The organism is Plantibacter sp. T3, from assembly GCF_902506515.1.
Lineage (GTDB): Bacteria > Actinomycetota > Actinomycetes > Actinomycetales > Microbacteriaceae > Plantibacter > Plantibacter auratus.
In genome coordinates this window covers 26,486-47,723 of the sequence record NZ_LR733287.1, presented here as the reverse complement: position 1 = coordinate 47,723, position 21,238 = coordinate 26,486, and the positions used below count along the sequence as shown (strand labels likewise).

The following is a 21,238-nucleotide window of genomic DNA, read 5'->3' as shown; positions in this document are numbered from 1 at the left end:
ACCCTCACCGCAATCCGTCCAACTCGTGTGCGCCTGATCCGCTGCCGTTGCGGCCGGAGCCGGGGCATGGGTGTCGGCGTGTGTGGAGTGAGCCGATGCAGTCATCGGAGCAGCACTCGCGCTCGGGCTCCCGGCGTGCATGACAAACACGCCAATGAGGAGCGCTGCAAGCGCGACGAGAGAGAACAGCATCGACCTCAGACGCGGGGAAGGCATCGGACGAACAGGCGTTCGCGAAGTCGGGACCATTTCACCTCCACAGTCACGCAGTCGGACATATACCCCCACAGAGTACCCGAAGGGGTGCCGTTCCTCGCTGAGAGTGCTCTGACTCTGACCTCACCCACACCCGCACCTGGTCGGGGCCGGGGCAAGACGGCAATCGCTGATGACGGAGCATCTGCCACCACCTGCGCGACCGTATTCACCCGTGAAGGCTCGAGTGGTGACTCCCAACGAACCTATCGATCCTCGTGTCCGTCTCGCGATCGCGCAATGGCCCAGCGACGCACCGCGTGGTGCCGTCTCGACGTTCTGTGCCGAGCATGGCATTTCTCGCAAGTCCTTCTACCAACTTCGAAAGCGTGCCCGCGATGAGGGTCCGGCCGCGGTGCTTGAACCCAGGACCAGGCGACCGAGAGCAAGCCCGTCACAGATACCCGACGAGATCAAAGCGCGTTCCGTTCAGGTGCGTGCTTCACTCGAGGCCTCTGGGCTGGACCACGGGCCGATCAGCGTGCACGACAAGATGCGGACGATGGGGTTTGAGGCGGTGCCGTCGATTGCCTCGCTGGCCCGGATTTTCCGCGAGGCCGGTGTGGCCAGGCTGGAGCCGAAGAAGAAACCCCGATCAGCATGGCGGCGCTTCGTCTATCCGGCGCCGAACGCGTGTTGGCAGCTCGACGCCACCGAGTACGTCCTCATCGGTGGGCGCAAATGCGTGATCTTCCAGCTCATCGACGATCACTCCCGCTACGCGGTCGCGTCCCATGTCGCCTGGGGCGAGACCGCTGAGGCGGCTATCACGGTCTTTGACAAGGCGGTCGCCGCCAATGGGGTTCCTCAACGGCTCCTGTCCGACAACGGGGTCGCACTGAATCCCTCACGTCGCGGATTCCCCGGGCAACTCGTGACCCATGTTTCGGCGCTCGGCACCGAGGCGATCACAGGCAAGCCCTACAAGCCAACGACGCAGGGCAAGAACGAACGCTTCCATCAGACCTTGTTCCGCTACCTCGATAAACAGCCACTCGCCGACACCCTGATGACCCTGCAGACCCAAGTCGACGCGTTCGACCGCATCTACAACACCGAGCGCCCACGCCAAGGACTCCCCGGTCGCGTCACCCCCGAGACCGCCTGGAACGCCACCTCGAAGGCTGACCCTCCCCGCCCCAACCCCGAGCCGCAGCTCTTCGCCCGGACAGCCATCCGTCCCGACCTGACGCCGGCCGATCTGCCCACAGAAATCACTCTCAGGAGACTAAACAGCGCCGGCACCTTCACTCTCGCAAGAGTCATCTACATCGTCGGCGGACAGTATCGACTCCAGCAGGTGCTGGTCGTCGTCGACGGTGACAAGATCGCCGTCTCAAATCTCGACGGCGAAATCCTCATCGAACACATCCGCCCACCAGCCGGCGTGACCTACGTAGGAAACGGCCGCCCCCGCGGCCCGAGGCCCAAGAACATCGAAGCGCTACCGATGTCCTGATACACCGACTGTCACGGAAGTCCTGATGCAGATTCGTCACCGATGTCCTGAGACATCACAGTGCCCATCGTTACGCTTTGCGCATGGAACTCCCACGCTCGATCGCCGGCTCATTGTTCGCGGCCGCCGCACTTCTACAGCTCGCTGGCGTCCTCCTGATCCTGTTAGAGATGCAGACGGCGCGCCGCCTCGCAGGTAGCCCGAATCGGAACACGATCGACGGGGGTGGCGCAGACGGTGCATCGACGATGAACGACTCTGCCGGCGACGTAATCGCCTTCCTCCTCGACTCCCGAGCACGCCAACGAGGAGCGGTGATAGTGCTGGTCGCTGGAATCCTGATCGGTACCGCCGGCAACTTCGCTGCCCTCTGGGCTGCCTAATGAAGAAAACGCGGTCGGCCTGGGTTATCACTTGGTCACACACTCAGGGCCACGCCTCTTCAAACTGGCCCACGACGCCTCCCGGTTCGACACTCGCAGTATTCCCCCAGGACACGCCCGCAAAGGTGATCGAGGGGGCACTGCTCGGTCTCTATCAGGCCTTCACGAGCGAGTACCCCAGTGACCTCTTCCCGTACGTCCGCATAAAGGGCCACCCCGCCCCCTACCTGCCTCACTGGAACTGGAACGGGACCCACTGCTCCATCGGTCACGACATCGAAGTGATGGCCCATCGAGTGAAAGACTTCGAGCTGGATCCCGAGGGCGCGGGCGCCCTTCGATGGTCAGTCACCCCCGCTGGCACGCCGCCGGTCATCAACGGGTAGCCATTCCGGTAGCCGATCGTTCACCGGAACACCTAGCCATCGAGTCTTCGACCGCGTGGCGACGTTCTCGTATGTGGAGTTGCCCGCTCGGTGGCGGTGTTCTGTGATCGCTCCATGTCGCTGAGTCAGTTGCCGATGACGAGAACACTGGCGGCGGCTTCGATGACGTCGTCGGTGATCGTCTCGAGCTCGTTGATCTTGAGGACGCGGCTGATCTGAGGGAACAGTCGCTCGAGGAGGCGGAAGTTGCCTCGGGTGATGCGTTCGATGGCAGCGATGGCTTGGGCGTCGGTGAAGTCGTCTGGGTTGAGGGTGCGTCCGAGGTGTTTCCAGTGTCGGTCGAGGACGAAGAGGAGTTCGTCGCGGCCGAGGGCCCGGTAGCGGTGGGAGAAGCCGAGTCGGCTGTAGAGCTGGGGGTAGTGGCGGAAGCGTTGGTCGATGCCGGGCATGCCGATGAGGATCATCGCGAGGTGGGTGCGGTCGTGTTCGTCGCGGAGCAGCTCGAGCGCGGTCGGCGTCAGGCGCTCGGCCTCGTCGAGGATGAGCAGCTCGACCCGTCGGTACGCGTCTCCGTTGTGCACGCCAGCGACTTTCCCGATCGTGCGGAGGTGCTCGTCGATGCAGATGCCGAGGTCGATCTGCCACTTGCCGATCTCCCGCATGAGGTCCTTGGGGCGTGGGAGTACTTCGGGCGTGTAGAAGACGGTGCGGGAGCGGTTGGCGAGTGCGTTGTGTTTCGCGTCGTCTTCGCTGCGCGGGCCCCTTGCGGTGACGTAGGGCTCGAGGACGTCCCAGTTGGCGTAGCGGCGGGCGGAGTTGGTCTTCCCGACGCCGGCGTCGCCGTGGCAGATGCCGATGGTGCGTTCCTTCTTGACGGCGTTCGCGAACTCGGCGAACCGGCGGTGTTCCTTGGTGACGATGAAGCTCTGGCTCATCACTCCTCCTCGTAGGTGCGGAGACGTCTCTTGCGCGGGGTGGGGTCCGTGAGGTGGGGTTCTTCGCGGTGGGCGACGGTGGGGATGCGGTCATGGATCGCGCGGCGGAGTTCCTGGCGGCGGGCGCGTCGGGCGGCTTCGATGTCGCGGAGGCTGAGGCGGATGTTGGGGTGGGCTTCGTCGACGGCGACGCAGAGGAAGGTGTCGTGGTCGTAGACGCGGATCTCGGAGACGTCGCGGGGGTCGTAGCGGATGGTGACGGTGTGTCCGACGAACGGGGCGAGGGTGGGCGCGAGATAGCGCTGGCCCTGAAAGTGGATGCCGTCTCGTTGCACAGTGCGATGGGTCGGGACGGTGAGTAGCAGGCCGTCGAGCTCGTCGAGGGTGTCGGGCATGCGGGGTATCCAGCCGTCCGCGACCCACGCGTCGCGCGGGGAAATACCGAGCTCCTGATGGGTGCGCTGGTTGTAGGTGGCGATGAAGGCGCCGATCGCCCGGTCCACGCCCGGGAGATCGAGCGCGGGCTGCGGGCTGCGGTTCCCGGGGCCGAGGTGGCCGGGGAGGGTCGGGAGGACTTCGGTGTTGATGGTGCCAAAGAAGCGCTCGATCTTGCCGCGCCCCTGGGGTCGGCCGACGGTCGAGAAGATGAGCCGGAGGTGCAGCTCGACGGCGGTGCGTTCGAGGTGGTGGCTGGTGAAGTCGGAGCCGTGGTCGACGTGCAGCACGTCGGGGATCCCGCACATCGCCCACGCGGGGTCGGTCTTCCGCCAGATCGCCTGCCGCAGCGCGAGAGCGGTGTTCAGCGAAGAGGGTGCTCCGGTGAAGAGCATGTAGCCGCAGATCGCGCGGGAGTGATCATCCATGACGGTCGTCAGCCAGGGGCGGTCGGGCTTGCCGTTCGCGCCGACGATGAGGATGTCGAGTTCGGTGTGGTCGGCCTGCCAAATCTGGTTAGGCCGCTCCGCCCGGCGCCGGAACACCAGCTCGTGCCGGTCGCGATAGGAAGCAGGACCCTCCAACGCGAGAGTGACGAGCGCGGGGTCGAGGGCCTGCACGATCTGCCGGACGGTCGCGTAGCTCGGCGCCGGCCTGCCGTCGCGCAGGCACCCCTCGACGGTGAGGCGATGCAACGTCGCGATCGACGGACGAGGCCGAGTCAGGGCGAGCCCCTCTATGGCGGCGACGGTCGCCGGATCCGTGCGCCGACCGCCCTTGTCCGTCCTCGCAGTGTCGTCGAGCCCGGCGAGCCCGTCTCTCTTATAAAGCTGATGCCAGCGCTGCAGCGTCCGCGTGCCGATGCCGCTCTCGCGGGCGAGGGCCGCGAGAGAGACCTGATCTTCGACGTGAAGTCGAAGGATCCGCCACCGCTCGAGGCCGTCCATCAGTCGCTACATCTCTGCACTCTCGCGGGCCGCATGAGCCTGCTGGTGGCGATAGAGCGTCGCGCGACTCCACCCGACTAGACGAGCAGCGTCCTCAGCGGTGCGACCGCGCGCTCGCGCATCTGCGGCGATCGCGAGCTTGTCCGCGATCACGACCGGATCCGACAGAGGCCTACCGAACCGGGTGCCGTTCGCGCGGGCGGCCGCGATGCCGGCGTTGACCCGCTCCACGATGAGCTCTCGCTCGTACTCCGCAAGCGTGGCCAGCATGTTCAACATCAGCCGGCCCGTCGATGTCGATGGGTCGATCCCGTCGGAGATCGACCGCACCTGGACTCCACGCTCACGCAGCAAGTTCACCGTATTGAGAACGTCGATCAGGGAGCGGCCAAGGCGGTCGACTCGCCACACGACCACGGTGTCCCCGTCCTCGGCGTACTCGAGCAGCTTCTTCATCCCGGTCCGCTCGATCGCGGTCTTACTCCCCGAGGTGACGTCCGCGAAGACGTCGCGCTTCTGCACGCCGGCGGCGACGAGCGCGTCGAGCTGCAGCTGCGCGTCCTGACTCGACGTACTCACACGCGTATAACCCAGAAGCCTCACGAGCCCATTCTGACTCGGAAACACCCTTTGCGACCCCTCCTGAGACGAAACACGGCAAGACGGCTTTCCGAGACAGACTCGCGCCCGAGATCTCAGCTCCAGCGGACCTCGAGTCGCATCTTGATCAGGTGTCTCGAAAAGCTACTGTTTATTGAGGCGATAGAGGACAGAGCTCTCCCCTCCGCAGAGGAGGAGTGCTTTTTCGAGTTCGCTACGCCTGAGGCGGGCGACGGAGACGTCTGGCAATCTTCGCGACACGCTTCGCGGGAGCGTCGTTCTTGCCAAGCACGACTTTGTAGACGAGCGGGGCGAAGACGACGATCGCGAACAGCTCGGGGAGCTGCTCCGCGATTGCGGTCAAGAAGGTCACCTCCTCCGGTGTCTCGGGAAGCAGGATCGACATGACGAACCTCTCCGCGGGGACGCGCATGCGCATCCAGATGGCACCGAGCCGGACGACTCGGTTCTACTCCTTACAAGCAGCCATTCGGGCGCTTGCAGGAGAGGAGTGGGCCAGGAGAGCGTGGGCTGCTCAGATCCTGGGCATGAAAAAAGCCGGCTCGAGGCCGGCTGGGCAGGCGACGGATCGAGTGCCCATCATCAACGTACGAGGTGACATCGTTCCGCTGAAAATAGCAGGGCCGCGGCGTGGCACCGCGACTGAGGAGCGTCGAGGGCCTGCTCGAGGCGCGGACCGCCCGTTAACGCAGAAAGCCAGCCGGGTGGCTGGCCTCGGGCGCACGTGTATCCATGCGTTATCAGTATGGCTTGAAACGAGGGGGATGGCAATGTCTGCTCACCGATCGGAGCCACGTCGCGGCCTAGCACGAGCCTACCGATTTCAGTTCTTGTCGGAAGTCAAGGACTCGGCATGGCGTCTAACGCCGATCAGCCGGGTCGGCGCCGCTCGATGAGGATCATGTGGAAGCCGACGCGGCACCGAACGAGCGTTGTGTGTTCACTCCGTCGTGGTGCTGTGCCGCCTCAGGCGAGGGTGAGGAAGAGCTTCTCGAGCTCTTCCACGGTGAGCTTGCGCGGAGGGGCGTCAGCTGCGTCGTCGCCGGCGGAGTCGGTGTCGTCTGTGATGAGGCACTGACGCATGGCGGTGGAGATGATCGCGAAGCCGGCCCGATCAAGAGCGCTGGAGACGGCGGAGAGCTGGGTGACGACGTCTCGGCAGTCGCCGCCGTTCTCGACCGCACTGATTACCGCGGTGAGCTGCCCCTGGGCGCGCTTGAGGCGGTTCGCGATCTTCCGGACGGCGTCCGTGTCGTGGAGTTGGCCGGCGGTGTCGGTCATGCTCGTTCTTCCTGTTCGCGGCGCGAGGTGTGCGTCGAGTGCTCTGATGCTGCGGGTGCGCAGCGGCATGGGGATCAGATTACCCCTGGGGGTATCAGGGTGGAGGGCTGGGGCATGATTCTCGATCGCCCGCCATCTCGTTGCGAGAGGGTCAGCGGGTGAGTAGTCCCGTGATGCTGACGGACGCGACGAACAGGGCGACGAGGAGCACCAGTACGGCGAACACAATTTTGACGGTTCTGTCTGGGAGGCGGGAGGCGTAGCGGGAGGCGATGAGGGACCCGGCGATAGCGGCACCGCTGAACAGGAGGATGACGGGCCAGTCGAGGGTGGCGCCGGGGAGGTGGGCGCTGAGGCCTGCGACGGAGTTGATCACGATGATGACCAGCGAGGTGCCGACCGCGGTGCCGGCGGATAGGCCGAGAAGGAGGATGAGAGCGGGGGTGATGAGGAATCCCCCGCCGATGCCGAGCAGGCCCGTGAGGAATCCGACGACCAGGCCGACTCCGATCGCGCGGAGCGCGTAGAGGCGGACCCGGTGATCGTGTCCGGTAGGTGGGGCGGTGAGCATGCGGATGCCGGCAGCGACCATGAGGGCGGCGAAGAGCAGCATCAGCACGTCCGGGTCGAGGACCTCGTTGACCTGGGAGCCGACCCACGCGGCAGGGATTCCTGCGGCGCCGACGAGAACGGCGGTGCGCCAGTCGATCGCGCGTCGCAGTCGAGGGATCACGGCGGAGAGCGCGGCCAGTCCGACCACGATCAGGGACGCGGGGACGGCCTCGTCGGTCGACAGTCCGACGCCGTAGACGAGGGCGGGGACGGCGATGATCGAGCCGCCGGCGCCGACTAGGCCGAGGACTGCTCCGATGAGGAGGCCGAGAGGGAGGGAGATGAGGCTCATGCGCTCTTCCGGATTGTCGGGTCGGTGAGGGCGCTCTCGGCGAGGTCGGCGAGGGCCGCGGCGGCGAGGACGCCGGAGTGGCGGCGCACCGCCTCGCCGCGGCGCAGGAGGAGGACTGTCGGGATGGACTTGATTCCGGCTGCTCGAGCGAGAAGCGGTTCGGCTTCGATGTCCACGGTGGCGAAGAGGATTGCCGGGTAGTGCTCGGAGAGGCTCTCGAACACGGGCGCGAAGGCGCGACAGGGACCGCACCAGCTCGCCCCGTAGCTGATGAGAGCGACGTCGTGCGCTGTCGTCTCGGTGTCGAACGTGTCAGTGGTGAGGGTGTGGACGGTCATCGATCCGAGGTCAGGTGGTGGGGAGGCCGGCGAGGGTCCAGGCGTCCATCCCGCCGGCCATCGTGTCGGCGGTGAAGCCGGCGCCGGCGAGTGCTGCCGCGGCGGCGGCGCTGCGGCGGCCGCTGCGGCATACGACGATGATCGGCTGGGTGGGCGAGAGCTCGGAGAGGCGCTGCCCCAGCTGTCCCATCGGCACGTGCAGGGCGCCGGGGATCATGCCGGTGGCGACCTCGTCGTTCTCGCGGACGTCGAGGATCTGGCTCGTCGGACGACGACGGTCGGCTTCGGTGACGGTGATCTCGTTCATCGGTTCTCCTTCAAGTGGTGAGCGGGGTGATGCCTCACTGGGAGGGGTCAGCGGAGGGGTTCGCCGGCGGAGCGCCAGGCGGTGATCCCGCCGCGCAGGGAGTGGGTGCTGTAGCCGCGGTTGGCGAGAAGGCGTGCCGCGGATGCGGAGCGGACGCCGGACTGGCACATGAGCACCACGGGACGGTCCTTCCGGATTCCTGCGCTCGTGCTCTGCAGCGTGTCCAGCGGCACGTGCTTCGCTCCTGCGGCGTGGCCGGTGCGCCACTCCTGTGTGGTGCGCACGTCGACCAGGGTGGCGCCGAAGAGCACGAGCTCCTTCGCCTGCGCGACGGAGACAGTGCGGGACGAGCGGAACAGGCGGTCGAGAAGACCCATCAGGCTGCGCTCCGGACCGGGATTTGGGTGATGGCGCCTGTGGCTGTCGGCTCGACGGCGGCCTTGTTCCACGGCAGTCGTCCGAGGACGGAGGCCATCGGGCAGCTGTTCACGGCGGCCGAGAACGTCAGGCCCGCTCCGATCGCGCCGGACAGCAGCCGCAGCGGGGAGGCGATGACGCGTCCGCCGACAAGGCCCAGGAGCACGAGGACGCCGGCGGCGAAGCGGACCTGGCGGTCCATTGCCCATCGCTCAGCGCCGCGGACGACATCGCCGCCGGCGGCGGCGTAGCCGGGCACTCCGTCGGTCAGGACGTAGGCGCCGGTGAGGCCGGTCGCGGCCAGGCGCAGTCGAGCCTGCTCCGCGCGAACTCCGGACTGGCAGGCCAGCACGACGCGGCTTCCGAGGCGCTCGGCGAGCTGGTCGGTGTGCTCGGACAGCAGTGGCAGGGGCACGTTGAAGGAGCCGCGGATGTGCAGCGATTCGAACTCAGCTGCGGAGCGTACGTCGATGACGAGCAGGTCCTCGTGCTCGCTGACCCACTCCTGGAGGGTGCTCGAGTCGACGGTGAGAGGGGAAGAGGTGGTCGTCATGGTTGCCCTTTCGAGAGCGCGGCGACACCGCGAACGGGTGCCGCCGGTGATCGGAAGCGAGGAGATGGCCGCAGTCGGCACGGGTGAGAGACCGAGCGGCGAGGGCCGGCGGCCCGGCGCGAGAAGACTCACGCTCGGGCTGGTGTCCGCCCGCCGCGCCCGAGTTCGGGCGCGTGAGGAGGACGCGCCGGGGTTGGGCGCGGCGGGCGGGTAGCCGTGAGGAGGGTGCGTCAGGCGGTGGGTGCGTCGGCGGTCTGCTGAGCGCGGGAGTAGCCGAGGTAGCTGCCCTCGATCTCGATGACGGGGAACCCGGCTCGGCGCAGCGCCTGGCTGGCGATGATGTTGCGGGCGCCGCTCTGGCAGTAGCTGATGATCGTGCGATCCTTCGGGAGCCGGTCGGTCTCCCACAGCACGCGTCCTGCGCCGATCCGGGTCGCTCCGGGGACGTGGCCGGCGGCGTACTCGCTCGCTTCGCGCACGTCCAGCACGAAGGCGTCCTCGATGTCCTCGACCTTGTCGGGGGCGATGGTGGCGGAGGGGCGCGTCTCGAGCCCGTCGAGGGTGGTGAGGTAGCCGGCGTAGGAGTCGATTCCGACGCGGATCAGGTGATCGCGCACGTGATCGGCCTGCTCCGGCCCATCGACCAAGAGAAGGAGGGGGCGCTTCTCCTGCTCCGGGTCCACTGCCCAGGCACCCCACGCGGCGGTCTTCCCCGTCGCGGGGATCGCCAGGGCACCGGGCACCGAGCCGGCGCGCACGTCGGCCGGGGGGCGGGTGTCCACCAGGACCACGTCGTCGTCACGGAGAAGCTCGGCTGCGTCCTCGGACGTCACCGCCGCCAGCTCGGGCAAGGGTCCGAGCACGGCGGGGCCGTCGCGGTTCTCGCGCTTCATGCGGGCGAAGTAGGCGTGCGCGTCGGGCTGCCCGTCGAGCAGCTCGTGGACGAATCCGTCCCGGTCATCCGCCGCGAGGTAAGGACCCCACCAGGTGTAGAGGCGTTCGTATCCGACGGTGGTCGACGCGATCGCTCCGAGCGCCTTGCCGCAGGCGCTGCCCGAGCCGTGCGCGGGGTGGATCTGCACGTGGTCGGGAAGGGTGAGGAGGACGCGCTTGAGGCTGTCGAAGAGGTCCTGCGCGCCCTGGAATCGCGTGTCCTTCCCGCCCGCCGCTTCATCCAGCAGATCGGGGCGGCCGAGGTCGCCGACGAACACGAAGTCGCCGGAGAGCAGGTAGCCGGGATCGTGAGTGAGGGCGCCGTCGGTGACGAGGAACACGAGGTGCTCCGGAGTGTGACCGGGGGTATGCCGGGTCTGCAGGCGAAGGTTGCCGATGGGGATGACGTCGCCGTCGTGCAGCCGGGTCGCGTCGAAGCCGTACTGCCAGTCGACGCCGCCCTCCCCCGACACGAAGATCTCGGCGTCGGTGGCACGCGCGAGCTCGCGCGTGCCGGAGAGGTAATCGGCGTGGATGTGGGTCTCGGTCACCGCGACGATGCGCATCCCGTTGCGGGCGGCGGTATCGAGGTAGATCTGGACGTCCCGTCGCGGGTCCACGACCACCGCGTCTCCCGTGGCCTGGCAGCCGATGAGGTAGCTCGCCTGGGCGAGATCGTCGTCGTAAAAGCGTTCGAGCAGCATCACTTCCCCTTTCAGTAGGAACAAGCGACAAACTTATACCCCCGGGGGTATTTTGTCGAGTGTGGCCGCCCGGCGGCGTTCCGGACCCTCCGAGCGCGATCAGGGCATGCTGCGTCAGTTGGGCACCCTGTCCTGGCTGGCAATCCGAGGGCCGCGGTGCTTGCATGACCCCCATGTCGACCGCCTCAGCACCTCCGCCCTCCTCTCCCCGCGCGGAGCCGCACGACAGTGCCATCTCGGGGCGACTGAACTGGTTGCGGGCGGGCGTGCTCGGCGCGAACGACGGCATCATCTCGGTCGCCGCTCTCGTCGTGGGTGTCGCCGGAGCGACGACCGCGACGGCGCCGATCCTGACGGCAGGTGTCGCGGGCGTGGTCGGCGGGGCGATCTCGATGGCGCTCGGCGAGTACGTGTCGGTGAGCAGCCAGAGCGACAGCCAACGTGCGCTGATCGCGAAGGAGCGCGTCGAGTTGGCGGAGGATCCTGCCGGGGAGCTCGAGGAGCTCGCCTGGCTGTACCAGGCGCGCGGCCTGACCCCGGAGACAGCGCATCAGGTCGCCCGCGAGCTGACCGAGAACGACGCTCTGACCGCACACCTGGAAGCGGAACTCGGGTTGGACGAGGAAGCGGTCGCCAGTCCGCTCGCCGCCGCCGGCGCCTCAGCGCTGGCGTTCTTCCTCGGCGCCGCGCTGCCGCTGCTGGCGATCCTGCTCCCTCCGCCGGAGCTGAGGGTTCCGGTGACCTTCGTGGTGGTGCTGATCGCTCTCGCCGCGACCGGATACATCAGCGCACGGGTCGGCGGCAGCCCGGCTCTGCGCCCGGTGATCCGCATCCTCGTCGGCGGCGCTCTGGCTCTCGCTGCCACATTCCTGATCGGATCGCTGCTCGGCACCTCTGGCGCCGTGTAGAACCGATTCACGACCACTGCGACGCCAATAAGCGATGCAAAACGCCGCCACGAAGCGCTGTCAATCACAGTTCTCGTATGACCCGTTCCGGTAATACTTCCGGTGATGGTTCCCCAAACGGAAGGTTTCAGTATGCCCGGAGTGCTCGTCGGATACGCTCGCGTGTCCACCGATCGACAGGACGCGACGATGCAGCGGGATGCTCTCGCAGCTGCCGGCGTCGCTCCTGGCGTCCTCTACGTGGACGAGGGGCTGACGGGATCAACACGGGCCCGTCCTGCGCTCAGGGAGGCAATGGCGGCGTGCCGCGCCGGAGACACTCTCATGGTCACCCGCCTCGACCGGTTGGCGCGATCGGTGCCGGATGCACGTGACCTGATCGACGAACTGACACAGAAAGGCGTCCGGCTGCGAATCGGGGACAGCGTGCATGATCCTCAGGATCCGACCGGTCGACTGCTGTTCAACGCGCTGGCGATGGTGGCGGAGTTCGAGGCGGACCTAATCCGCGCTCGTACACGCGAGGGGATGCGGGTCGCGAAGGCGAAGGGCCGGCTTCGCGGACGCGCCCCGAAGCTCACGCCGGCCACAGAAGGCCACCTTGTGGCCGAGTTTCACTCCGGTGACTACTCGGTGCACGAGCTGGCGCGGCGATACGCGGTTGGTGTCGCAACGGTCTATCGAGCGGTTGAGCGAGCGAGGCTGAAGGGCGACCCCATCACACCCGCGCTTCCGACCGTCGACAACACCTGATGTCACGCACTCGCAGCACGCTCCGTCGACTGTTCGGACGGAGGTCGATAGCGTCAGCACCGCGAGAGAACTCCAACACCCTCGAACAGAGCACGGCGCTCGATGAAGCCCTGCGGATGGACATCCCGAAAACTACCGGCGTGCACGTAGTACTCTCGCTGGCCCCCGCGTGGTTGGTCATTGTTGCTCTCTGGCTGGTCAATGCTCTGGCCGGAAACCTCTTCTCGCCCCGCGCCCTCAATGGGATACCAGTGATCGTGACCGCATTCGGGTCGTTTTGGGTCGCCAGCTCCTTGCTCCTCCGGCCTCAGGTCGACAAGCTCCGACGCGTGGTCGACACCGCCGAGTCCTACGGCCGCGCTCTGATCGAACCCCCGCCGAACGCTCTCCCCGCGCGGGAGCGTCGGTACAACCTGAAGGCCGAGAAGGCCACCGACGCGATCAAGTTCTCCAAACGGCAGCTAGGCGAGTGGAAGGCGGCGATCGTCGGGCTCGAACGATCCGGTGCGGCACTGCTTGCGCTCGGCGCGCTCGGCGCATTCGCCGTCTGGCTCCTACTCCCCTAGAGCGCCGAGCGACGCCACGAACGCGTCTGCGGGCGCGTCTCAAATCACTTTGCGGGGAGCAACCTCGACTATGCCCACAAGGAAAACCCTGGTCAAGGCATAAAAAAATCCCAGCCTACAGCCGACGACAAATAACCCCTTGCGCGGGGTGCCGCCACGGGTGTAGACTGGGAGGGTGCAACAACCTGTCCAGGTCGGGCAGGAGGTAACCCAAACGATAACATGTGGTGTGTAGAAGACTATACGAGTTTGACTCTGAACTGTCAACTTTTTCCTCCGTGGATAGGTTGAACGTTCTATCGCAGGGGTTATTACGAAGGCACAGAGAGGCAGGTACCGATGAAGATCATTCGACGTCGGACCATCCGAATTCGGATCCGGCCCCGCCGCTAGACGCGGCGGGTGATCCCCTCCGGTTGGCCACGAGTGTTCTCGTAGCTCGTGGCCAACCACCCCTCGCAACCCCAACGATTGGAATCAGAATCATGGCTCGAAACAGCAAGCAGACCTCCTCGAAGGTCGCCAAGGTCGCCAGCGGCATCCTCCGCAACCCGCGTTCATCCGCGGCAGCAAAGAAGGTCGCCGGCAGCGCGCTCTCGCAGAAGGGCAAGGGCAAGAAGTAGCAGCCGAGAAGTGCGGGGTTGCTCTAGGAGTGGCCCCGCACTTCTGCGTGCCGGAATCTGCTGCGCCGTGGGGCTACTCGCGCCCTACCTGCGGCGACGGGAGCGGACCGCCACACTCCGTCGACCGGCCTCCGTGTACGGCTGCAGCGTCTCACGGAGCGCTGCAGCGTTGTCGGTGCTGAGGTCGATCTCGTATATACGGCCGTCGACACCGAACCGGATAGTCTCGCCAGATCCTCGCTCGAGTTCTGTCCCGTCAAGATCGTCGACGAGCGTGGTGATCGTTCGCTGTGCCATGGCCCCATCGTGCCAGCTGCGCGCAGAACGGCTCCTAGCCAACACGCGGGGGAACTTGCGCGTCGACCAGGAGCCTGCGACAGGAGGGGGGTCCCATCGCCGCCCAGCGTAGCTCTCGCAGAGGACACCGGGCCGCCTGGTGACGCGTGGTTGTGATTCGCGAGCTGAGGGAGCTACTCCCCCATGGGGCGCCCCTGGGGCAGCTCACGCGCTCCAATGGCAGGGAACGGCTGTCCGCCGTTGTACTTCGCTTCAAGTGCGGCGACCTTCTCCATCACGGCATCGTCGATGAACTTCGACAACGACCGTGAACCCTCCTGCACCTGAGTGTGCAGGATCGCACCGCGAACGCGGTCGGTGTCGGCAGGGTCTTGGTAGAAGCTCACCTTGGGGCGGTACTTCTTCCCCTCGACAGGCCCTGCCGCCGGCTTCGATGCAGGCTTGCTCTGCGCCTTCTCCACGAGGGCCGGCGGCGCAGCCACCTCGGCCGGTTCGGTCGCCGCGGCTACAGGTGGGGCGATGGGGTTCGATCCGGTCAGGCTGGACTTGCGGGGCGCTGGGCGGTTCATGAGGACTCTCCTTCGATGCTGGCGAGATGGTCGGCGTAGAGCGTTCCGAGCGCGGTCGCCTCGGCACTCCCCCACTCGTCGAGGCCACGTGAGGCCTCGGTGGCGTCGGAGATTACGACGCGCTTCGGGATCGGCGGGGAGAGCAGCGGCAGGCCGCGAGCCTCGGCCACGCCTTCGAGGTCGGTAAGCCACTGCTGGGCCCCTACCGTGCGCTCTTCGTACTGGTTGACGACGATCCCGGCGACACGCAGTGCGGGGTTGTAGTAGCTCCTGACGCTGTCGATGGTGTCGAGGAGCTGCGACAGCCCATCCAAGCTCCACTTCTTCGCGTGGGTGACCACCACGACGCTCTGAGCGGCCGTCAGGGCGTTAATCGTGAGCTGGTCGAGCGATGGGGCACAATCGATAAGAATCAGGTCGTAGTCGTCCGCGACGGTAGCCAGAGCCTCGCGCAGACGAACCTCTCGACCTGCTCCGGCGATCGTGAGCTCGTCGCGGACAGCGCCGAGTGTGACGCCGCTCGTGGGTACGACGTCGAGGCCAGACCAGACACCCGACACGATCACGTCGCGGAGGGTCTCGGGGGCTCGATTACTGAGTGCATCCGCTAGGCCCGCCTGGTCCCCCTCGACGGGCTCTGCGGTGGCGTTGCTGGTGAGGTTGCCCTGCGGGTCAAGGTCGACGGCGAGGACACGGAGCCCGGCGAGCACGGCGCGGCGCGCATGCTGGAACACAGTCGTGCTCTTGCCGACGCCGCCTTTCTGGTTGCAGTAGGCGCGAATCTGAGCGGTCATGGGTATTGCCTCCAATAGGGTTAATAGTACCGTTAGGGTCGCATTTTGCAAGCGACCCTAACAGTACTATTAGTGTCAATTCGTCAGATGAGGGTGCAGCTCCTCGGCTACTGCTCTGACACTGGCCCAGCGCTGGTCTGCATCGGCTCGGTCTTCGGCGCTGTAGTCGCCATAGCTCGCCTGGTGCTCGAAGTCGGCACGGCCTCGCTCGGCCAGGCGCAGCAACTCCTCCAGGCCCGCCACGGTGTCCTCGTCGAGCACGAGCACACGTCCGTGGTCCGTGGCGACGACAAGCGGGTCGCTGAGGCTGTCGACGTGCAACACGTTGGACTCCCCCTCCCGGGCCATGTATGCCGTGGCGATCGTGCACGAGGCGTCGTCCTCGAAGTCCACACGGCCGTAGTCGTCGGCCGAGGCCGGGCGTGGGCTTTCGTTGCCGGTAATCCCGTCGCGAACCCAGACGAACGGTTCCAGTCGAGCGCCGGTGTCATAGGGGGTTGGTTCGTGGTTTGTCATACTGATTCCCTTCGACTCTGTTAGTACTAATAGTACTATTATCATTATGCCGCGTCAAGTCTGGATCAGCTTGCCGACGCGCTCGATCTGGTCAGGCCGGAAGCCGGACCAGTGGTCCTCGTCGTCGACAACGACAATCGGCGCTTGTTGATAACCCAGCTCCTTGACGTACTCAACGGCAGCCGGGCTCTCGCTCAGATCGACGATGCGATAGGGGATGCCGCCGTTGTCGAGCGCTCGATAGGTGGCCGTGCACTGCACACACCCCGGCTTCGAGTAGACCACCAGCTCCTTGTCGATCATGTCGCCCATTGTGTCCTGACCCCTCCCTATATCCACAGCACTATTGGTACTATAAGTACTATTACCACCGTCGCGATATTGCCCTGTCATCCGAACGCCTCTTCCCAGCAGCTAGGGTGCGTGCCTGAAATCAGCAGCTCGCGGGTGGCTGGCGCGACGTCGGGCAGCACGTCCTGGATCGGCGTGCGAGCCTCAACGGCGGCGGCCTGCTCAGGCGTCAGCTCGACGTCACTCGTCCGGCGGCAGAACATGCACGGACGGGTAGTAATGGTCACGGTCTCGGCGGTGCGGTTCGTCATGGTGGCACCCTTTCTGTGGCTACCCCTAATAGCACTATTACCGCAGCTCGAAAGCAACGGTAATAGTACTATTGAGCTAGGCGGCGGTGGCGTCTTCGTCGGTCTCGGTGAGTGCGTCGGCCAGGGTGTGCGCGGTGCGGAGCACGTTCGAGGCGGTGGCCTTGATGGTCTCGGCTTCGCAGTTACTCCACCCGGCGACGTAGCCCACGCTGTAGTCGCTGGTGTCGAGTCCGAGAATCCCGGCGACGATGTAGGCGACGCTCTCGGCTTCGGTCTCCTTGATGCCGCGGTGCGCTACGTACTCGCCGGGCTCGTCGTCGGAGTGCAGCAACACATGGGCAGCCTCGTGAAGCGCGGTCTTGGCGGCCTGGGTGGGGGAGAGATCCGCGTCGACCACGACGCGCTGCGTCCCGTCCATGACGGTGTAGCCGTTGACGTCTCCGGCGATGGGCTCGCGGTCGACGGTCCAGCCCTTGCCGGTGAGGTAGTCCGTCACGGCGTGGAAGATGCCTGCCGGATCGTCTCCGGCGAGTGTATGGGCGATGTTGCTCGGGTCGCCTTCGTCCTCATCGATCAGGTCGGTCTGTCCCAGCTCGAACACGGAGACCGCGAAGAATCGCACGCGGCGCTGTTCCTCCTCCTCGCCGGTCTTCTCGTTCTCGACCGTCTCGCGGACGTCACGCCCGCCGAAAATGCGGATGCCAGCCTCTCCCTTGCGCACCTGGCGGTTGAGCTTCTGCCATGTCCGGTATCCGGCGACGTAAGACGCTTCGGGGCACTGGGCGAAGATCAGCAGGAGGTTACCCAGGCTGTAGCGGTGGAACGACTGGGCGAACGTCAGGAACCGCGCCCACACCTCGGACTCGCGCAGCTCCTCGACCTGCTCCGCGATAGTGGCTTGCAGCGCCTCGGCCTCGGCGCGACGCTCTTCGGGGCTCTTGGTGTTCTTGACCTTGCGGACCATCTCACTACCTCCAACGGTATTAGTACTATTGGGGCCACCATCCCGACCCCCCTCCACGTTTTTTTGCCGTGAAGGCGGTTTATCCGCCGCTAGGGAGCGCCTGGTGGAGTGCAACCCAAAGGGCGGGGGAGGAGAGAGTTTCTGGCCGAAATAAGGAGCGCAGCGACGCGGCGGGAAAGTCTCGGGGGAGCCGGCGGCGTAGCCGCTTGCATGGAGCCTGGCCGACCGTATGCTGCCGAAGGCTTCACGGTAAAAGAACGAGCGCCGCAGGCGCGACAGGAGCCGGCCGCGCAGCGGCTGTCGAGCACGGCCCTCGGCCGCCCCTGTGCTACTACTTCATCCGTGAGTCAGAGGCCACGAACGGCAAGACTTTCTGAGTGAGGAGCATGTAGATCTTGGCTTGCTGACGACGATTGATGGCGTCCTTGTCACGCTTGTTGAACATCTTCAACAGGAACTCGTAGTCGCCTTCGCCGTCGTGGTTGTTCCATTGATCGGGAGTGAACACGTCCTGAAACCAGAAGTACTCGAGCATCGCTCGTGAGAAGTGGTCGGCGGTGAGTTCGATCGACTTTCCGTCGCGGAGGGTCTTCCGCAGCGCCAACAGGTCGCCGAGAAGGTCAACCTGCCGATTCAGATCGTTGCGGCCGAACTGATTGACGCACGTGCTGCCGATTGGGTAGAGAACTGCCTGGTTGTTGACGTTCTCGATCGTGAACAGTTGGACGAGATTCTGCTGACCACAGACACAGACTCCCCGGCCGGCTGGGTCTTCCTCGACCTCAATGACTTCCCATTCCTGGACCGCCGTGGCCCAGGCGTTGGACACGGACGCATCAGTGACCGCCCGCACTAGCGTGTCGAAACTCTGGGATGTCATCTATGCCCCCTCGGTTGACTGTATCGAACCGGATTGGGCGCTGTCCGTCCCCACTGTGTGCAGGCCAGCCCTGCGATAGCTGGGCTGTGCACATTGGGGGCGGGGAGACCTGATGAGCGGGCTCGGTCACGAAAAGGTGTCAGGGATCTTGCGCATCTTTTTGCGTCAGGCGATCCGTACGGCTCCGAGTAGGTCGCTGAGCATCTGCTCGGTGGCGTCGAGGGGCTCGGTGCGGTCGAACACCGGAGCACGCTGGGCGACCCCTCCGCGTTCGTCCTGGACGACGCGGCGCGCTTCTCGCCAGTCCAACCGACCGTCGCCGCGACGAGGGTGCGGGCCGTAGGCGTTGGTGCCGTCCTCGGGCACGAGGGCGAGCTGTCCGCGGCCTGGTCGACGCTTCGAGCTGGTGCGCCGTGGTGCGCGCATCCAGGTGTCCTCGGCACGCCACCAGGCCCACAGTTCGCGCTCGATGCTGTAGCGCTCGGCTCGCTGGGCCAGGCTGCCGTCGACCCCGGCTCGGACGGCAGCGGCTCGACGCCGGTCGACGGCGGTCCTGCGCCAGCCCTGTGCGGTTCGCACGAGCACGCCGGCCGACGTCAGCCGGTCGAGGGTAAGAGCGGTTCGGGTGAAGCTGGCTCCGGTGGCACGGCTGAGGTCATCGAGGGTCTGAGGTTCGGAGCTGGTTCGGGCGTAGGTGTTCCCGGCGTGGTGGCCAAGGGCAGGACGTCCCAGCGTGAAGAGGTCATGTGCAGCGGCAGTCGTCCGGTCAGTGAGAGTTGCGAGGAGGGACGTACGTTCGGCGGCACCAGTAGTCATCGGGGGGAGTTGATCTTGCGGCCCCGGCCCCTGCGGGGCGCGGGTCCGCTTGTGACCGACGTCTGACTGGGAGTTGGGGATAACCTGCGCGGGGTCGATCGTCCAGTGCGCGCCGTGCGGTCCATCGGCTGCGCGGACGTGAGCGATCCATCCGTCATCAGAGAGACGCAGGAGCGCCGTGCGCGCCGTCTCGCGCCCCACTCCGGCCAACAGGGCCAGGCGGCGGGTGTCGGCCTCCACAGCGGCGCTGAGGGCTTGCAGGGTGATGAGGCAGAGGACGTCGAGGATGCGGCGATCGGCAGGGCCGCCTCCGCGGGTCCAGCGGCCGGCTGAGGCATCAGCGCGGGCTTGCAGCTCGCGCACGTGAGCGGCGATCGCGCCGGCCCGGCGGTCGAATGTGGGATCGTCCCCGATCTGTCGATCGGTCGTGGCCACGAACTTCACGGCCTTGTCCCACTGGCGGCGCAGTACTCGGGCGGCGTCGGTGCGGCCGCGTGTGCGGCGGGTGCCGCCGTCGCGGTAGCTGCGTACGTGCTCCAGGCCGGGCGCGGTGTCGACAAGGGCGGCGACGTCGGCGTGCCGCCACCTGGCGGCCACGGCTCCGATGAGCACCCGCCAAAGGATTGCCGAGGCGTCGCCGTGGGCGGCATCCTCTCGCAGCGCGGCCGCGCTCACGGCCGCGAGCTCACGACGTGGGCCGGGCAGGAACAGCCGGGAGTGATCGTCGAGTGGCAGGGGTTTGTGGGGGTCAATCGTGTGGGCGGGCTCGGCGTCGTCGACGAGGCGTGCGAGGCGCTGCGTGAGGGCGCGAACCTGCGCCACGGTGCCCGTGGGTTCAGTGAGCGTGCGCAGCTCGCCGCTGAGGACGGTGGAGTGACCACCGGCACGGTGCGGCGCCCCTGGCGGCCGTACGCATCCGGTGGCTGCGTTGTTGAGCTGCGACGTGTCGAGGGTCGGGCAGACGTGCTTCGCGAAGCGAGCCAGCTCGGCCGCGGCGCGCTCGTCGACGCCTTCGGCTAGGGCGGCCCAGACATGGCGGCCGCCGGACGGGCCGGAGGCGCAGACGACGGGCTGTAGGCCGACGTCGACGAGGAGGCCAGCGAGCACGTCGGCGTCGCGAGCAGCTGCGGCGGCCGCGCCGGGAGTCTTGGCGTCGAGGTCGAAGCAGAGCAGACGGAACAGCCCATCGCGGCCGGCGAGGTAGACCGCCCACGGGCGGGCGGGCTCGGTCCCGGTGATGCGCTGCCAGCCGGTGTAGGTGTTCAGGACGTCGCCGTAGGCGTCGACGGCAGCCACGCGGACGGTCGGCCGGGGGCTCAGAGCGCCGGTGAGGGTCCACGACTCGGCGGAGGCACCGTGGCGAGTGCTCGGGTTCAGCATTTGCGCACCCTGGCGATGGACACGCCGGGCGCAGGGTTCAGAAAGACGGACACAACCGTGTCCTCGTGCGTTACTATGGCTCCATCACCTCCAGTGGGTGGGTACGGAAAAGCCTCCGGGCGGATCCGGATCTGTTTCTAGGGGATTAGCTCGAACCGAAACTTTGGTCGGTGCAGGTTCTGAGCTACGAATCTTTGAGGGGCCCGGTGCGAAAGCACCGGGCTTCTTCGTTTAAGCGGCGGCTGAGTCGGTGGCCTCCGTCACTTCAAGCGTGGGCGAGAACACGGGCAGGCTCCCGTGTTCAGCTCGGACCAGGGCGAGCAGCTGCTCCAGGTAGAGCGAGCGGGAGACGTTGCCGGACGCTGTGCACACGGCGGACAGCTCCGCATCGGTCGTCGGGTCGAGGTAGACCTTGCGAGTCTTCGCCGTCGTGCCGGTAGCGAGACGGTTACGCTTCACACCTGCGTTGGTCCCCTGAGTCATGGACACATGATCCCGCGTTAAGGGACCGCTTAACAGTCGCCCTCGCGGCGTGTCGGATTCCGTGTTGCGGACGTGCGCGCGGCCGGCGGAGCCGGCGGTCGCCACGATCGTCCCATTCATGCGGGCCACGATACTGGATTCTCTACGTCAATAGTGACGGTCACAGTCAAATCTGACAGCCGGACGAGAAATTGGGATAAGTGATTACCCCCGCAGGGCCGCCTGGGGT

26 protein-coding genes and 1 pseudogene are annotated in these 21,238 nt (G+C 66.4%); 6 read left to right on the top strand and 21 right to left on the bottom strand.

Features of this window, described 5'->3' with window-relative positions; genetic code table 11:
- Positions 1 to 487 precede the first annotated feature (487 nt).
- Together GV015_RS18925 and GV015_RS18920 are read left to right on the top strand one after the other, a co-directional pair.
- Positions 488 to 1,740: pseudogene (locus GV015_RS18925) on the top strand (DDE-type integrase/transposase/recombinase).
- 57 nt (positions 1,741 to 1,797) lie between these two features.
- Positions 1,798 to 2,097 (top strand): hypothetical protein, encoded by a 300-nt coding sequence (locus GV015_RS18920; protein WP_159880524.1) that lies wholly within the window; start codon positions 1,798 to 1,800, stop codon positions 2,095 to 2,097.
- Positions 2,098 to 2,608: 511 nt separating this feature from the next.
- On the opposite strand, the gene GV015_RS18915 is transcribed toward GV015_RS18920, so the two are convergent.
- From GV015_RS18915 to GV015_RS18865, 11 genes are all read right to left on the bottom strand, one after another.
- Positions 2,609 to 3,418, bottom strand: a complete 810-nt coding sequence (locus tag GV015_RS18915) for an AAA family ATPase (protein WP_159880522.1) — start codon at positions 3,416 to 3,418, stop codon at positions 2,609 to 2,611.
- Positions 3,418 to 4,800: a Mu transposase C-terminal domain-containing protein gene (locus GV015_RS18910; RefSeq protein ID WP_159880520.1), complete on the bottom strand. Its 1,383-nt coding sequence runs from the start codon at positions 4,798 to 4,800 to the stop codon at positions 3,418 to 3,420. The genes GV015_RS18915 and GV015_RS18910 overlap by 1 nt, the downstream gene beginning before the upstream one ends.
- Before the next feature lie 6 nt (positions 4,801 to 4,806).
- Positions 4,807 to 5,403 (bottom strand): recombinase family protein, encoded by a 597-nt coding sequence (locus GV015_RS18905; protein WP_159880518.1) that lies wholly within the window; start codon positions 5,401 to 5,403, stop codon positions 4,807 to 4,809.
- 211 nt (positions 5,404 to 5,614) lie between these two features.
- Positions 5,615 to 5,806: a hypothetical protein gene (locus GV015_RS18900; protein ID WP_159880516.1), complete on the bottom strand. Its 192-nt coding sequence runs from the start codon at positions 5,804 to 5,806 to the stop codon at positions 5,615 to 5,617.
- Positions 5,807 to 6,387: 581 nt separating this feature from the next.
- On the bottom strand, positions 6,388 to 6,702 hold the full coding sequence (locus GV015_RS18895; RefSeq protein ID WP_159880514.1) for a metal-sensitive transcriptional regulator: 315 nt from the start codon (positions 6,700 to 6,702) through the stop codon (positions 6,388 to 6,390).
- A 151-nt stretch (positions 6,703 to 6,853) separates the two neighbouring features.
- Positions 6,854 to 7,606 (bottom strand): sulfite exporter TauE/SafE family protein, encoded by a 753-nt coding sequence (locus tag GV015_RS18890; RefSeq protein ID WP_159880512.1) that lies wholly within the window; start codon positions 7,604 to 7,606, stop codon positions 6,854 to 6,856.
- Positions 7,603 to 7,944 carry a co-chaperone YbbN gene (locus GV015_RS18885; protein ID WP_159880510.1) on the bottom strand — a complete coding sequence of 114 codons (342 nt, stop codon included), beginning with the start codon at positions 7,942 to 7,944 and terminating at the stop codon, positions 7,603 to 7,605. Before GV015_RS18885 ends, GV015_RS18890 begins: the two co-directional genes overlap by 4 nt.
- Before the next feature lie 10 nt (positions 7,945 to 7,954).
- Positions 7,955 to 8,251, bottom strand: a complete 297-nt coding sequence (locus GV015_RS18880) for a rhodanese-like domain-containing protein (protein ID WP_159880508.1) — start codon at positions 8,249 to 8,251, stop codon at positions 7,955 to 7,957.
- Positions 8,252 to 8,298: 47 nt separating this feature from the next.
- The gene (locus GV015_RS18875) at positions 8,299 to 8,628 is read right to left on the bottom strand and encodes a rhodanese-like domain-containing protein (RefSeq protein ID WP_159880506.1); all 330 of its coding nucleotides are present in this window, start codon (positions 8,626 to 8,628) and stop codon (positions 8,299 to 8,301) included.
- Positions 8,628 to 9,221: a rhodanese-like domain-containing protein gene (locus tag GV015_RS18870; RefSeq protein WP_159880504.1), complete on the bottom strand. Its 594-nt coding sequence runs from the start codon at positions 9,219 to 9,221 to the stop codon at positions 8,628 to 8,630. Before GV015_RS18870 ends, GV015_RS18875 begins: the two co-directional genes overlap by 1 nt.
- A 230-nt stretch (positions 9,222 to 9,451) precedes the next feature.
- Positions 9,452 to 10,858 (bottom strand): rhodanese-like domain-containing protein, encoded by a 1,407-nt coding sequence (locus tag GV015_RS18865; RefSeq protein WP_159880502.1) that lies wholly within the window; start codon positions 10,856 to 10,858, stop codon positions 9,452 to 9,454.
- A gap of 173 nt (positions 10,859 to 11,031) precedes the next feature.
- Between GV015_RS18865 and GV015_RS18860 the strand changes: the two genes are divergently transcribed.
- The 4 genes from GV015_RS18860 (at position 11,032) to GV015_RS19070 (ending at position 13,708) form a co-directional block, all read left to right on the top strand.
- Entirely contained in the window at positions 11,032 to 11,766 is a 735-nt protein-coding gene (locus GV015_RS18860) for a VIT1/CCC1 transporter family protein (protein ID WP_159880500.1), read from the top strand.
- Positions 11,767 to 11,898: 132 nt separating this feature from the next.
- Positions 11,899 to 12,519 (top strand): recombinase family protein, encoded by a 621-nt coding sequence (locus GV015_RS18855; RefSeq protein ID WP_159880498.1) that lies wholly within the window; start codon positions 11,899 to 11,901, stop codon positions 12,517 to 12,519.
- A 116-nt stretch (positions 12,520 to 12,635) separates the two neighbouring features.
- The gene (locus GV015_RS18850) at positions 12,636 to 13,085 is read left to right on the top strand and encodes a hypothetical protein (RefSeq protein ID WP_159880496.1); all 450 of its coding nucleotides are present in this window, start codon (positions 12,636 to 12,638) and stop codon (positions 13,083 to 13,085) included.
- 485 nt (positions 13,086 to 13,570) lie between these two features.
- A complete protein-coding gene (locus tag GV015_RS19070; protein ID WP_201299446.1) occupies positions 13,571 to 13,708 on the top strand; it encodes a hypothetical protein in 138 nt (45 codons plus the stop codon).
- A gap of 84 nt (positions 13,709 to 13,792) precedes the next feature.
- Here the strand turns inward: GV015_RS19070 and GV015_RS18845 are convergent, their stop codons facing one another.
- From GV015_RS18845 to GV015_RS18800, 10 genes are all read right to left on the bottom strand, one after another.
- Positions 13,793 to 14,005, bottom strand: coding sequence for an Lsr2 family protein (locus GV015_RS18845; RefSeq protein ID WP_159880494.1), 213 nt, complete (start codon positions 14,003 to 14,005; stop codon positions 13,793 to 13,795).
- 173 nt (positions 14,006 to 14,178) lie between these two features.
- Entirely contained in the window at positions 14,179 to 14,574 is a 396-nt protein-coding gene (locus tag GV015_RS18840; RefSeq protein ID WP_159880492.1) for a ParB family protein, read from the bottom strand.
- Complete coding sequence (locus GV015_RS18835) at positions 14,571 to 15,383, bottom strand: ParA family protein (protein ID WP_236555603.1); 813 nt, start codon at positions 15,381 to 15,383, stop codon at positions 14,571 to 14,573. The genes GV015_RS18840 and GV015_RS18835 overlap by 4 nt, the downstream gene beginning before the upstream one ends.
- 60 nt (positions 15,384 to 15,443) lie before the next feature.
- A complete protein-coding gene (locus GV015_RS18830; protein ID WP_159880490.1) occupies positions 15,444 to 15,884 on the bottom strand; it encodes a hypothetical protein in 441 nt (146 codons plus the stop codon).
- A gap of 54 nt (positions 15,885 to 15,938) precedes the next feature.
- Positions 15,939 to 16,187: a glutaredoxin-like protein NrdH gene (nrdH, locus tag GV015_RS18825; RefSeq protein WP_159880488.1), complete on the bottom strand. Its 249-nt coding sequence runs from the start codon at positions 16,185 to 16,187 to the stop codon at positions 15,939 to 15,941.
- Between the two features lie 86 nt (positions 16,188 to 16,273).
- Positions 16,274 to 16,486: a hypothetical protein gene (locus GV015_RS18820; protein ID WP_159880486.1), complete on the bottom strand. Its 213-nt coding sequence runs from the start codon at positions 16,484 to 16,486 to the stop codon at positions 16,274 to 16,276.
- 76 nt (positions 16,487 to 16,562) lie between these two features.
- A complete protein-coding gene (locus tag GV015_RS18815; protein WP_159880484.1) occupies positions 16,563 to 17,450 on the bottom strand; it encodes an ArdC-like ssDNA-binding domain-containing protein in 888 nt (295 codons plus the stop codon).
- A 331-nt stretch (positions 17,451 to 17,781) separates the two neighbouring features.
- Complete coding sequence (locus GV015_RS18810; RefSeq protein WP_159880482.1) at positions 17,782 to 18,330, bottom strand: hypothetical protein; 549 nt, start codon at positions 18,328 to 18,330, stop codon at positions 17,782 to 17,784.
- 165 nt (positions 18,331 to 18,495) lie between these two features.
- A complete protein-coding gene (locus tag GV015_RS18805; protein ID WP_236555602.1) occupies positions 18,496 to 20,526 on the bottom strand; it encodes a hypothetical protein in 2,031 nt (676 codons plus the stop codon).
- 231 nt (positions 20,527 to 20,757) lie between these two features.
- A complete protein-coding gene (locus GV015_RS18800) occupies positions 20,758 to 21,009 on the bottom strand; it encodes a hypothetical protein (RefSeq protein ID WP_159880480.1) in 252 nt (83 codons plus the stop codon).
- Between the last annotated feature and the right edge of the window lie 229 nt (positions 21,010 to 21,238).